An 11,848-nucleotide genomic window follows, 5' to 3' on the forward strand; every position below is an offset into this window, starting at 1 on the left:
TCCCTTACAGGCTGGCGACGAGGCCGGTCAGCAGGCCGTGCTTGCGCTCGTTGCCGTACTTCAGGCCGACCTCGCCGTACAGCTGGGTGCGCTCCTTGGCGCCCGTCTTGGCGAGCGGCTCGGCGAAGAAGTGGCCCTTGCCCGGGGTCTCCAGGTAGACGGGCATGCACTCTTCGAGCGACGCGACGGCGATCTTGTGACGCGGCATGTGACGGTCGAGCATGATGTTCAGCACGCCGAAGTCGGTCTGGATCGTGGACAGCGAGACGCCACCGACGTTGCGGCTGGTCTCCTGGTACTTGCCGTAGGCATTCGCGTAGGCGTCGGTAAGACCACGCTTCGACGTGGAGCCGCACACCAGGGTCGCGGTCTCCGACTCCATGATTCCGCCGTTGTCGAAGACGAGCTGCAGCAGGCCGTCGACGGCCGCCTTGCCGACGGCGGCCAGCTTGGTGACGTTGGCGGTGCCGTCGGCGCCCGTCAGGTCGATGGCCGTGCCGCCCTTGGTCGCCGCCAGCTTGAAGGTGTTCGTGGTCGGCGACACCACGTAGTACGGGGTGTCCGCGCTGAGGCCGGTCAGGCTGGCGATGGTGTCGAGGGTGACCTGGTCGTTGAGGACCAGGCCGTGTGCGCTCAGGGTGAAGGCGTCGGTGGAGATGGCGCCGGCCGCGGAGCCCAGCGCGGTGCCGGCGCTCGTCACGTTGGTCGTGATGGCCTGGACCAGGCCACGGGTGCGTCGGGCCGTCGTGTTGTCGGACGGCTTCTGGTAGACGCCGTTGATGAACGACCACTCGACGTCCCGGACCATCTGCTTGAGCATCTGCTCGACCTGCCAGTCGAGTTCGTTGCGGACCGGGTTGGTCGCTTCGATGTTCAGGCCGGAGTGCGCGCCGACCGCGGCGAGCTTGGTGTACGAGACGCCGACGGTCTCGTGGTGGATCTGCGTGATGTTGTCGACCGACCCGCGGACCCGCTCCTGGTCGGTGGGCGCGTCCTGGCCCTCAAGGGCGGTGTTCTGGCCCGCGTTGCGCAGGTCGAAGGTCTGCCACTCGAACTCCTTGGCGGAGGTCTGGCCGCCACCGGTCAGGCCTCCGATCGCGGAGAAGAACGGCGTGTCGTCCGGCGTGAGCTGGTGCAGGACACCGGTGTAGTTGGGCAGGTTGTACGTCGTGCCCAGGGCGGAGATGCTGCCGGCCATGGGAGCTCCTTAGGGTGCGGGGCACGGCGTGCGCCTGCCCAGGTGATCAGTTCTTGACGGTTCCGAGCTTGCTGTTCTCCAGGGACAACACCGTCCGCCAGTCGCCCTTGGCCTTGGCTTCGGCGATCTTGTCGTCGATGCCGCCGGGTAGGGCGCCGGGCCGCGGGCCCTGCGAGGGGTCCGGGCGCGGGGTGCGGGCACCGGTGATGCCTGCCCAGTGCGGCTTGCGGATCAGCAGCTCGTCCAGGGCTGCGGTGATGGCCGCCCGGTCGACGGTGCCGTCGGCGCCGAGGAAGCTGCCGCCCTGGAGGGCGCCGACGGCGTCCTGCGGGTCCTGGAAGCGGCCCGCGGCGAGAGCCTCGACCTGAGAACTCACCGCGAGTCGTGTGGCCTGCTCGGCGCGATCGGTGGCCGCCTTGAGGGCGTCCGCCTGCTTCTCTGCCTCGGTCTTGTCCCGGTCCCGGAACTGCTGGAGTTCCGTGGCCTGGGTCCTGGCGAGTGTCTCGGCGTCCTTGGCTCGCTTCTTCCACTCCGTCAGGGCCTTCTCGCCGGCCGGGCCGAGGGCCGGGTCGCTGTCGCCCGTGGGCGGTACGGCCGGGTCGGTGGTCGGTGCCGGAGGAACGGGCGGTGTCGGGGGCGTGGCCGGGTCCGTGCCGGGCGGCGGCGGGTTGCCCGCAGCCGGAGGGGCGGTCGGGTCCGGGGGTGTGCTCATGTGCTCTCCCGTTGCAGGAGTTGGGACCGTCGGCGTTGCGCCGGGGTCAGGTCAGATAGCCGAAGCGCCGCAGCATGGCCAGCGCCTCGTCCCGGCTCTCGGCGAGCCGGAAGATTTCCTCGGGCATCAGGCGCGGTGTCGTCAGCCGGTACTGGCGCCCGATGTTGGCGGGCACCCGGCCGCGGGCGATGTCCCGGGCCCGCTCCCGCCGGTAGAAGTGCCCGCGTGTCGTCCTGCCCTCGCGGGTCGCTGCAATCCGGCGCCCGAAGGCGTCGGCGGTGTACATGCCGCGGCGGGCGTTGACGATCTGGCCCATGTCGGCGCCCTCGCGGATCGCGCGGGCGCCGGCCGCGCCGAACACCCTGTCCTGCTCGGCTCGGGACAGGCTGCCGAAGTAGGCGCGCGGGTCGATGAATCCGCCCTGCCCGCGGCCGTCGCCGCCGAGCTGTCCACGGTGCTGGTTGCGGGCGATGAGGGTGGTCGGCAGGTGGATGCAGTCGCAGCGCGGGTGCCGCTGAAAGCCGCGGTTCCAGCCGTACTCCTTGCCCGCGAGGATCACGCACCGGGAGCATGCCGGGGGCTGCACGACACGGACATAGCCCTGGATCGTGCGGCGCCCGGCCATGGCCACCGACGTTGCCCCACGGCCCGCGTCCGCAACCTGCGTGGCCGTGATCCGCAGAGCGCTCGACAGCGAGCCGCGGGCCGCGTCCTCCATCGACTGCCCGGCCAGCATCCGCACTTTCCAGTCGACGATCGGCTGGTAGAGCAGCGAGACGAGCGGGCGGCCGTCAGAGGCGATGCCCGCGAGCGAGCTGGGGACGACGCGGCCGGCGGCGGCCGGGTCAGCGTCCTCGGCGGCCAGGACGTCGTCCAGGTACGGGTCGGCGAGCCGGGCAGCCTGGGTCTGCGCGTCGGTGACTGCGGCCACCAGCAGCGGCGACAACTGCTCCCACGAGCCGCTGATGTCGCCCCGGTCGATGCGCCTCCACAGCGCCTGTACGCGGTTGGCTGCCTGCCGCACGATGAGCTGCTGGCGCCGGTACTGGGCCAGTGCGATCGACCGCCCAAGCGTGTCGGTCACCGCCTACCCCACGGGCACCGGGTTGGCCGCCGGTACGGGCGGTGCGGGCGGCTCGGGCGCGGGCTTCGGTCCGTATCCGGCGGCGAGGTCGCCGCCCATGGCCCGGTCCAGGGCCCGTTGGTCCATCTCCCGCATCCGGGCCTGCTGCCCGGCCGTGTAGCCGAGGTCCTCGCGGGCCTGCTCGACCGGGATGATGTTCGAGGTGACCAGCTTCACCGTGGCGTCCGCCTTTTGAGCGAACGTCGGTGTGGCCGGGTCGCGCCACAGTGTCTCCAGACGCAGCAGCCGCGGGTCCCAGTCGCCGTCGATGATCCGCATGACGAGCCGGTTCATCCGCTCGTACCCGCCGCCCAAGGGCTTCTGACGGCGCTCACAGCGTTTGATCAGGCGGGTCTCGCGGGACCGGATCGCGTCGGCCGAGGCCGCGTCGTCGGCCACCAGGCCCATGTAGTTGGGCGGAAGCGCGGCCAGCGCGGACGTGATGCGAGCGAGCAGCTCGATGGTGTCGTGGAAGTTCTTCAGGTCCGCGGCAGGGAACTGCAGGACATCGGCGCCGTCTTCCTTGCGGGTCTTGGCCGTCGACCAGATCCGGCCGGTCAGCCGGGACCACACCGACAGCTGCTTGCCGTTGACGTCGACGAAGTCCTCTTCGTCGAACCCGAACGCGGCACGTCGCGGCAGCGCGTGGAACTCGGCGCCGACCATCATGTCCGTGGCGATCTTGCACGCCGCGTCCGAGATGGGCAGGACGTCCTTCAGTTCCGACGCTCCGCCCGGCATCAGCAGGCGGCCACGGTTCGGCAGCACGGCCACCAGGGGATCGCCGACCTTGTGGTCGTCGCGGTCGATGACCACCCACGTACCGGGGCCGGCCGACTTGAAGTGCACCGTCGCGTCAGGCCGGTACAGAGTGGCGTACCGGTCCCGGACCGCGGCGGTGAGCGGGTCGATCTCGTTGTACCGCTTCAGCGCCGCACGGATCTCCCGCGTTGCCGGGTCGAAGTCGGCGTACATCTGCAACGGCGACTCGGCTGTCACCAGCGGCGTGTCCGGCGTCTTCGAGTTCGACCCGACCACGAGGAAGGCACGCTTCATGGTCAGCGCGTCGGTGGTGGCCTGCTGGCTCTTCTCGTCCATGCAGTTGGCCTGCCAGATCCGCCACAGCTCGTCATCCGCCGCGTCCGAGTCCGGATACCGGAAGCCTTCGACGTCGAGGCGCTCCTCGATCGCGTCGACGACCAGGCGCGGCCAGTTGATGACGACCTGACGGATCTGCTCGCCGATCTCCTTGAGCAGCTCGGGGTGCATGTACGACAGGGGCTGTTCGCCCTCGTAGTAGTTGTTGAGCTGCTGGAGTTCGCCCAGCTCCAGGTCGTGGCTGCGTGAGAGGTAGGTCGCCCATTCCTCTTCGGTCAGGTTCAGGTCCACGGCCGCCTCCTCATCACATCACGACCATGGCGGCCTTCTTCTTCGGCTTGTTCAGACCAGCGGCAATCGCGTCGCGGTAGGCCTCCCAGGACAGGCAGCCGGCCATCGCGCCGTCCATGGACAGCGGCGACTGGTGCCGTTCTTTCTCGATGACCCACAGCGGCTGGCCCTGCTCGTCGAGCATCTTCAGCACCTTCTTGCGGGCGTTGCCGATGTGCCGGGCGTAGACCGGGTCACCGGAGTGCGTCAGCTCCCCGGACTGCATGGCGCCCTGGTAGGCCTTGAGCGAGTAGGCCATGGCCTTGAGGCGGTTCGTCCACCACTCGGTGATCCGCTTGTCGCCCCACCGGCCCTTCCAGCGGCTGAGCATGCCCTCCCAGTACGGAGGGTCGGCGTACATGCGGACCACGTCCCATGTGGCGAACGCCTCGACCAGCGCGGCGTCGACCTCGTCCTCGGGGCACTCCCAGCCCGGACCGCCCGGATCGTTGGCGCCGGGCGGGCACTCCCAGATGCCCAGGGACCACTGGAAACCGGTCGCCAGGTGCGTGGCGATCAGGGATGTGGCGTCCCGGAACTGCGCGCCGTCGAACCCGATGGTGATCCTGTCGCCCTTCGGCGGCAGTGGCTGGTCCGGCCGCGCGAGCTCGGTCCAGCGTTCGACGGAGAACGCCTGCCGGCCCGCCTGCACGCGGCGGTTGAGCCAGACGCGTTCCCAGTACGCCCGGTCGGTGTCCGGGGCGTTGTACAGCGAGACGATCGCGTCGACCTGGCCCTCGAAGTCCGGCCAGGCCGCGATCGAAGGTCCCGACGCTTCCCGGACGGCGGCCCGGATCTGCTGGTCGTCCGAGAGGTCCTCGTCCGGCCGCGGTGCGGCCTCGCGGTGGAAGAAGAACAGCGTCCGATCCTTCGACTTGCCCGCCGCGACCAGCTCGGCGAACTCGTGCGTGCCCTGCGCGACGCTGTCCTCGCCGGGCGTGTACGTGGTCGTCGTCTCCAGCGACCACGGGTCGAACAGCATGATCTTCGGGATGTTCGCCAGCATTGTCTGGTGCGCGTCCTTGTGCCGAGGCAGCGTGAAGCGGTGCGTCTCGTCGAAGTGCTGGAAAGTGGTGCGCGCGCCGTCGCGGGAGTCCGGGGAGGACGCCAGCGGCACGGCCTTGCCCGAGCCGCCCCACCGCATGATGCGGTCCAGGCCCGGATCGAACAGGTCTCCGTCCGGCCCCTCCGTGATCATCACGTACAGCGCCGCGTAGGCCAGTTCCTCGGTCTGCTCCTCGGTGTACGCGACCATCGGGATGTACGGGTCCGACACCGGGACGCCGACGGGCTCGCCGTCCGCGGCGAACCCGTCGCAGCGCACCGGTCCGTCCGGGTGCAGCTCGGCGAACGCGACCGCGGCGGCCAGCTCCGTCTTCGCCGTGCCCTTGCGGACCGACAGGCCAATCCGCTTGAACCTTCGCTTCCCGGCACGCGGGTGGCCCTGCGGGTACACCTCGTACCAGCGGTAGATCAGCGCGCGCTTCTCCGCATCCAGGACGTAGGGGCGACCGCGCAGTGCGCCCGGTCCGTGCACGGCCCGCTCCTCGATGAGGTCGCACACCTGCGGTCCCAGAGTCGGCCACGGCTCGTCGTCCGGGCCCGGGACCATCAGGACGCCCACGTACTCACTCCACTACGTGCAGGGCGGCCCGCGGATCGTCCGGACGGCGCCCCCCGCTCACCGGGCGCCGGCGCGGGCGAGCCGTAGCGGCCTCCTCGGAATCGGTGACCTTCCAGCGCAGACGCAGCAGTGCCAGCGGCGTCAGGCCCAACCGGTCGCCGAGCTGCCGGGCTTCCTTGGACGCGTCCAGGTCGCCCTGCTCCGCCTTGGCCTTCCACCGGACGTACTGGGCGACCTCCCGGGTCCAGCCGGCCCGGTACCACTCGACGGCCTGCGGCAGTGCCCACAGTTGGGTCCAGAGCTCGGCCTCGACGCGCTCCTGCGCTGCGAGCTGCGCGGACAGGATCGCTGCTTCCTCCCGGGCCGCGTCAGCCTTGCGCTGCGCGGTCGAGCGGGCCCGCCCCTTCAGGGTGGGTTCCTGGAGGGCCAGTTCGAGATCGTCGGCCATGCGCTGTACGGAATCGCGCTGCGTCGTCAGCATGATGTCGGCGAGCAGCGGCCACGCTGGCGGCGCGCCCTCGCGGCCGTCTGCGGGCAGTTCAACCATCGCCACGGTGGCGTTGCGCCGCCTGGCGTTGGGCTTCGGAGCAGGGCCCATTCCGGCCATGCCATCACCCCCACGGTGCCGTTGCGGCACGTCGGATGAGCCCGGCCGTTGCAGCCGAGCGCGGTTACGGTGCGTGGTGCTGGGGCCCTGACTGGGGGCCTCCCAGACCCGTACAGACAGGGAGCGCCCTCCCCGGCGGTCCTGGCCAAGATCGTTCTGGGGGTCCCCCCGCTACCCTCCGTGACAATCTGCCCATCGCTTTGAGCTGCGGCGATAGCGGAACGTCACTGCCAGGTGTAGAGGGCGTCGCCGTCCTGGTGCCGGTGCTCATGGCCGAGCCGGCCGGGCGGCAGGTCCGGGTCGTCGGGCGGCTCGGTGCATGTGACCCGGGCAGCCAGGGCGGGCAGGAAGTGAGGCCGGCCGCACACTGGCAGCGCCTCGCTCGTGCTGGTCAGCCGCGTCTGTGCTGCCGTCTCTGCCTGTGCTGCCGTCTCGTCGTCGGCCTTGGCCTTGGTGGTCACCGATCCTCCTCTGACTGTGGTGGTGTCCAGCCCAGCTTCTTCAGCGTCTCGGCGACGCCCTGTCCGAGCAGGACCTCGGCTTCGATCGAGCCGAGCTCGGTCACGTCGATCAGCTGCACGTTCAGGGTCAGCTTCGGGATCTCACCTGCCGTACCGATGTGCAGCGTCAGCCCGGTCAGACTGCGCGCGATGTCCGTGCCGTCGATCAGGACGCGGTGCGCGAGCGGTCCGTCGCTTCGGATCTCGACCTTGTGCCTGCTCACGCGTTCCAACCTCCTGGCTGGTGCTTGGCTGTCTCGCTGCTGTGGCACGGGCCGCAGAGGCCGCGGCCGTGCTGGGGGTCGTCGGGGTCCAGGCCGGCGTCGACGAGTGCTCTGCGGTCGAGTGGCCAGTGATCGGCGTGCACGCTCTCGCGAGTGCAGCGGCCGGTGCCGGCCTTCTCGCAGCTTCTGCAGCCGTGGCAGGTGCAGACGGGATCCCGCCGCAGGACGCCGGGGCGGAAGCGCTGCTCGTGCTGCTTGCCGTAGCCGCGCTGCCGTGCGCTGCCTCGCCGCTGGTCCGCCTCGCTGCGGCAGCCGTCGCACTGGCCGTGCTGCGTGTACTCAGGGCAGCCGGGGCGGGAGCACACCCGGTATGACGAACGCCTGGGCATGGTCGCCTCCTGGTCCGTAGCCTGTCCGCACTTGGGGGTGGTGAGCATGAAGCGGATGGACGTTCCGCTCGGAATCGTCGTGGCCGGTGTGGTCCTGATGATCGGTTGCCGACTGATCACGTGGTGGCCGGGCGTGATCGTGGGCGCGGCGGCGATCCTCGGCGTCTTGGCGTCGACGGCGGTGAAGCGACGGCCAAAGGAGTAGCGGCGAGGGCTAGACGACCTACACCCTCGGAGGCCACGCCCATGTGCCGGGCCCGTCGCCCTCGTGGCGTGAGGTGGCCCAGTGGCTGTCGGGTCCGTCGAGCAGGACCTGCAAGTTCAGCGCCTGGTCACCGAATGACGCGACGACGACGGCCGGGTACGACTGTCCGGCCCGCGGCATGTTGCCGTTGATGCTGTCGTGGCTGCGCTGCTGCTGGATGTGGCGGGCGTCGTCCTCGGTCAGTCGGTACAGGACGGTGCGCCCGATCGTGGGCAGTGGCATGGCTTCCTCCGGGGTGCGTGTCTTGCACGACGACGGCCCGGGGTTCAGGTCCGCCGGGCCGCCGCCGTGAGTCGGGGGCCGGTCAGAGCCGGTGGATCTGGAAGCTGAGGGAGATGCGAGCCAGGCGCGCCCGCTCCTGGACCGCGAGGGAGATCGGAATGGGAGTGGGGCCGCAGCAGCCCTTGAGGCAAGTCGGCTCCCCGTCGGAGACGAGGTGGACGTGCTTGCCTTGCGCGGCGAGCAGGTGGGCGGCCTCGGCGGCGCTCCGGGGCGCCTCGGTCGTGGCGGGCATGGGCGCCTCCGGGTACGACAAAGGCCCCGCCAGTGGCGGGGCCTCGGGTGTCTATGTGTGCCGGTTGAGGACACAGTTGTACACGCGGATCGTCACACAGTCTCTGACCTGCGGTCAAGCAGCAGCGCGTTCCCGGCGCTTGAGGACGAGGGCCTTGACGTCCTGGACGCGGAAGTACGGGTGGCGCTCGGTGCCGCTGGAGCGGGCGAGCTGGCCCCGGTAGACGAGGTTGCGGAGGGCTCCGGCGCTGATGCCGAGCATCTGACGCGTCTGCTCGGCTGTGAGCTGGCCGGGGCGGATGATCTGTGGCTCCATGCCTCCATGATGCGGCAGTGAGTGACCTTGTGGGGGACGCCAGGAAGGCCGTTTCCGGGGGCACTTACGAGTCCCTGGAAACGGCCTTCCTGCCTCACTTGGTCGCCGTTTGCACTGGTCAGTGCCAGTGGGGTGATCCAGTGACCTTGGAAGTGGAAAGTCACTGCCCACTGCCGGGTCACTGAGCCTCTGCGAGTTCCTCCGCTCGGCGTCCGAGGGCCCGCTCGACGCTCTCCAGCTTCACGACGGGGTAGCCGTCGAGCGTTCCCGGCTCCTCGTCGTACACGGCGAGCAGGGCCTTGAGGCGGGCGCCATTCCAGTGCTCGTAAGCGGCATGGTTGCGGGTCTTGAGGCGGTGGATCACCTCGGTGGTGCGGACTCGGGACTCACGGCCGACGACGGCCGCGAGGTCGGTGAGGTGGTCGACGGGCTGGACGATCTCCAACTGGTGGACAGTGGCGACTTCATCGCGGCGGGCCTTGGCCCGGTCGGTGAGCACGACGGCATCCTCGCCAGAGATGAAGTGCGTCCGGACGGTGACGGACGACTGTCCGGACTCCAGCGGGATGCCCTCGCCTGCGACGACGATCGTGCCCCGGTCCTTGCCGCGCCGGAGCTTGTGCGGGGCGGCGCCGGCGTCGACGGGGGCCTCGCCGAGCGCCATCTTGGCCTGGGACTCGGTGCCGAGGACGAGGGAGCCGCGGATGTGGTTGCCCTCGCGGGACCGCTTGGGCAGGTTCTCGTCCGTGGGGTCCTGGGTCCCTTCCCAGATGGTGACGTTCACGGCGCGGCCCTGGTCGTGGATCTTCTTGACGGCCTGGAAGTAGCGACTGGTGGCCTTACTGCCGCCGTAGGGCCGACCGTCGGGGCTTTTGGCGCCGCATCCGTAGGCGACCTGCGCCTCGTCGATGATCAGGACGATGGGGCGGAATCGGGGATCGGTGCGGGCCATTTCCCTGGTCACGCCGTCGGTGGCGCCGGACTCTTCGAGTAGGGCGATGCGCTTTTGCATCTCGTCGACGCCCCACTCGACCATGTCGGTGGCCTGGGCGACGTGGTCGTCGGTCGGGCCCTGGATGAGCACTTGGGCCAGGCCGTGGAAGGGCCGCCAGTCGCCGACGCCCTTGAGGTCGGCGATGTAGAAGTCGACGGTCAGGTCGAAGATGAGCCAGAGGGCGAGGGCGCGCAGGGATGCGGTCTTGCCCTGGTTGGATAGGCCGGTGAGCAGGATGTGCCGCTGGAAGACGCTCACGCCGGCGGCGTCGCCGCGGAGGTTCTGTCCCCATGGCGCCGAGCCGGTGTAGTAGTCGGCGGTCAGGTCCTCTTCGAGCATGAGCGGGGAGGCGCCGATGGGCTCGTCGAGGGCGCCGGAGTCGGCGATCCACAGCCGGACGGTGCGGGGCTGCGGCGGGATGCTGATGAACACCTCGTGCTCGTGCCGGTTGAGGTTCTCGGCGAGCTTGCGCCGCTTGTTCTGGACCTCTTCGGTTGAGACACCGGTGGGCAGGTGTACGTCGACCTCGACGCCGCACCCGGCGATCTTGATGCCGGAGAGCATGGCCGCGCCGACGTCGCCCATGCCGTCGATGGCCTTGCGCAGAGGTGAGATTCCCAGCTCACGGAAGGCGACGACGACGATGGACGGGGTGATGGCGGCGCCGAGGTCGCGGGCGGATACCGGCAGGGCCCACTGCGGGGCGGTGTGCTGGTGCTGGCCGATCGCCCAGACGGCGGCGAGGCCGAGCCACGGGGCGAGCGCTAGGCCGGGCCCCCAGATGACTCCGGCGATCAGGGCCACCCAGCGGACGAGGTCGGCGACGGTCTCGAACGGTGCGGCGACGTCGGTGATGTCGTGGTTGGCCCAGGCGAGCAGGATGCCGACCATGAGCAGCAGGCCGGCGGCGCCTCCGGTGGCGGCCGCGAGGGCCTTGGGCGCCTGGAGGGCAAACTGGAGCAGTTCGACGCGCCTCCGGTGGCGGGCGGCTCGGAAGTCCTGGCCGCGGGCTTCCCACTCCTTGACCTCGTCGAGCAGGCCGGCGGCTTCGGCGGCGCGGATCATCCGCTCGTACCGGGACGCGGTCCGGCCGTCCCAGATGCGGCGTCCTACGACGCGCGTCCCGCCGAGGACGTAGGCGCCGTGACGGACGGCGAGGCGTCCTGTGGTGCGGACGCGGTCGTCGGCGAGGGCGGCGCGGGTGATGCGCAGGTACCGGGCTCGGCGGCGCTCGGGACGCGTGGGGGACGCCGGGGCGGCGGGCGCGTCCTGGGCGTCCTCTGGCGGTTTGATCAGGGTGACGGTCATGCTGTTCGGGTCCTGCCTCTCGGTGAGGTGTGGGATGCCCGGGGACGGCGGCTGCTTGGCGGTAGGACGCCGTCCCCGGGGCGCGGCTACCGGTAGCGGCGGAGCTCGCCTTCGATGCGGCGGGCGGTCTGCTCCTGGTCGTTCATCTGGCGGCGGGCGTCCGCGCGTTCCTTGCCGCTGCTGGTGCGCATGGTCACCCGGGCACCCGCGGCGTCCCGTCGGGCCTGACTGAGGCGGCGTTCCAGCTCGGCGACTTCGGCTTTGCCGCGCTCCTCGGCGCGCTCCCCGATCCGTTCGGCCTCGCGCTTGAGCCGGTCGTCGATGGTGTCGGCGTTCCGGTCTCCGGCGAGGGACTGCTTGGCGGCCTTGAGGGTGAGCCAGGCCAGGCGGCGCTTCTCTGCGCCGGTGTACGAGGCGGGCATGGTCAGGCCTCCGGGGTGGTGTCGTCGGCGGGTGTGGCCTGGGCGATGAGCAGGTGGGTGCGGGCGATGGAGTCCCACAGGGTGCCGGCGGCGGCGTAGGGGGCGGCCTTGTGCGGGCCGTCGCCCCGGGCCGCGTTCTCGGCCCATCCGGCGAGCTTCTCCGCATTGGTGAGCGCGGCGTCCGCCAGCTTCAGGTGTGCGTCTCGGTGCATGGGTTCCTCCTGG

At 70.5% G+C, this 11,848-nt stretch carries 16 protein-coding genes; 1 reads left to right on the top strand and 15 read right to left on the bottom strand.

Annotated elements, in window-relative coordinates; genetic code table 11:
* Positions 1 to 4 precede the first annotated feature (4 nt).
* The 9 genes from ACZ6KY_RS14390 to ACZ6KY_RS14430 form a co-directional block, all read right to left on the bottom strand.
* Positions 5 to 1,198: an SU10 major capsid protein gene (locus tag ACZ6KY_RS14390; RefSeq protein WP_469310584.1), complete on the bottom strand. Its 1,194-nt coding sequence runs from the start codon at positions 1,196 to 1,198 to the stop codon at positions 5 to 7.
* A gap of 46 nt (positions 1,199 to 1,244) precedes the next feature.
* A complete protein-coding gene (locus tag ACZ6KY_RS14395) occupies positions 1,245 to 1,910 on the bottom strand; it encodes a hypothetical protein (RefSeq protein WP_469310585.1) in 666 nt (221 codons plus the stop codon).
* Between the two features lie 46 nt (positions 1,911 to 1,956).
* Positions 1,957 to 2,994 carry a VG15 protein gene (locus ACZ6KY_RS14400; protein ID WP_469310586.1) on the bottom strand — a complete coding sequence of 346 codons (1,038 nt, stop codon included), beginning with the start codon at positions 2,992 to 2,994 and terminating at the stop codon, positions 1,957 to 1,959.
* A gap of 3 nt (positions 2,995 to 2,997) precedes the next feature.
* Positions 2,998 to 4,422 carry a phage portal protein gene (locus ACZ6KY_RS14405; protein WP_469310587.1) on the bottom strand — a complete coding sequence of 475 codons (1,425 nt, stop codon included), beginning with the start codon at positions 4,420 to 4,422 and terminating at the stop codon, positions 2,998 to 3,000.
* A 13-nt stretch (positions 4,423 to 4,435) separates the two neighbouring features.
* Positions 4,436 to 6,085: a terminase gene (locus tag ACZ6KY_RS14410; RefSeq protein ID WP_469310588.1), complete on the bottom strand. Its 1,650-nt coding sequence runs from the start codon at positions 6,083 to 6,085 to the stop codon at positions 4,436 to 4,438.
* 4 nt (positions 6,086 to 6,089) lie between these two features.
* Positions 6,090 to 6,683 carry a hypothetical protein gene (locus ACZ6KY_RS14415; protein WP_469310589.1) on the bottom strand — a complete coding sequence of 198 codons (594 nt, stop codon included), beginning with the start codon at positions 6,681 to 6,683 and terminating at the stop codon, positions 6,090 to 6,092.
* Positions 6,684 to 6,916: 233 nt separating this feature from the next.
* Positions 6,917 to 7,153: a hypothetical protein gene (locus tag ACZ6KY_RS14420; RefSeq protein WP_469310590.1), complete on the bottom strand. Its 237-nt coding sequence runs from the start codon at positions 7,151 to 7,153 to the stop codon at positions 6,917 to 6,919.
* Positions 7,150 to 7,416 carry a hypothetical protein gene (locus ACZ6KY_RS14425; RefSeq protein WP_469310591.1) on the bottom strand — a complete coding sequence of 89 codons (267 nt, stop codon included), beginning with the start codon at positions 7,414 to 7,416 and terminating at the stop codon, positions 7,150 to 7,152. Before ACZ6KY_RS14425 ends, ACZ6KY_RS14420 begins: the two co-directional genes overlap by 4 nt.
* Positions 7,413 to 7,805, bottom strand: coding sequence for a holin (locus ACZ6KY_RS14430; RefSeq protein ID WP_469310592.1), 393 nt, complete (start codon positions 7,803 to 7,805; stop codon positions 7,413 to 7,415). The genes ACZ6KY_RS14425 and ACZ6KY_RS14430 overlap by 4 nt, the downstream gene beginning before the upstream one ends.
* A gap of 55 nt (positions 7,806 to 7,860) precedes the next feature.
* On the opposite strand from ACZ6KY_RS14430, the gene ACZ6KY_RS14435 reads away from it, so the two are divergent.
* Positions 7,861 to 8,010 carry a hypothetical protein gene (locus ACZ6KY_RS14435; RefSeq protein WP_469310593.1) on the top strand — a complete coding sequence of 50 codons (150 nt, stop codon included), beginning with the start codon at positions 7,861 to 7,863 and terminating at the stop codon, positions 8,008 to 8,010.
* A gap of 18 nt (positions 8,011 to 8,028) precedes the next feature.
* On the opposite strand, the gene ACZ6KY_RS14440 is transcribed toward ACZ6KY_RS14435, so the two are convergent.
* The 6 genes from ACZ6KY_RS14440 to ACZ6KY_RS14465 form a co-directional block, all read right to left on the bottom strand.
* Positions 8,029 to 8,292 carry a hypothetical protein gene (locus ACZ6KY_RS14440; RefSeq protein WP_469310594.1) on the bottom strand — a complete coding sequence of 88 codons (264 nt, stop codon included), beginning with the start codon at positions 8,290 to 8,292 and terminating at the stop codon, positions 8,029 to 8,031.
* Between the two features lie 82 nt (positions 8,293 to 8,374).
* Positions 8,375 to 8,584: a hypothetical protein gene (locus ACZ6KY_RS14445; protein WP_469310595.1), complete on the bottom strand. Its 210-nt coding sequence runs from the start codon at positions 8,582 to 8,584 to the stop codon at positions 8,375 to 8,377.
* 114 nt (positions 8,585 to 8,698) lie between these two features.
* Positions 8,699 to 8,899 (bottom strand): helix-turn-helix domain-containing protein, encoded by a 201-nt coding sequence (locus ACZ6KY_RS14450; RefSeq protein WP_469310596.1) that lies wholly within the window; start codon positions 8,897 to 8,899, stop codon positions 8,699 to 8,701.
* 178 nt (positions 8,900 to 9,077) lie between these two features.
* Entirely contained in the window at positions 9,078 to 11,201 is a 2,124-nt protein-coding gene (locus ACZ6KY_RS14455; protein ID WP_469310597.1) for an FtsK/SpoIIIE domain-containing protein, read from the bottom strand.
* 86 nt (positions 11,202 to 11,287) lie between these two features.
* On the bottom strand, positions 11,288 to 11,623 hold the full coding sequence (locus tag ACZ6KY_RS14460; protein WP_469310598.1) for a hypothetical protein: 336 nt from the start codon (positions 11,621 to 11,623) through the stop codon (positions 11,288 to 11,290).
* Between the two features lie 2 nt (positions 11,624 to 11,625).
* Positions 11,626 to 11,835 carry a hypothetical protein gene (locus ACZ6KY_RS14465; protein ID WP_469310599.1) on the bottom strand — a complete coding sequence of 70 codons (210 nt, stop codon included), beginning with the start codon at positions 11,833 to 11,835 and terminating at the stop codon, positions 11,626 to 11,628.
* Positions 11,836 to 11,848: the final 13 nt, after the last annotated feature.

Source organism: Streptomyces sp. NPDC042002 (assembly GCF_055588305.1).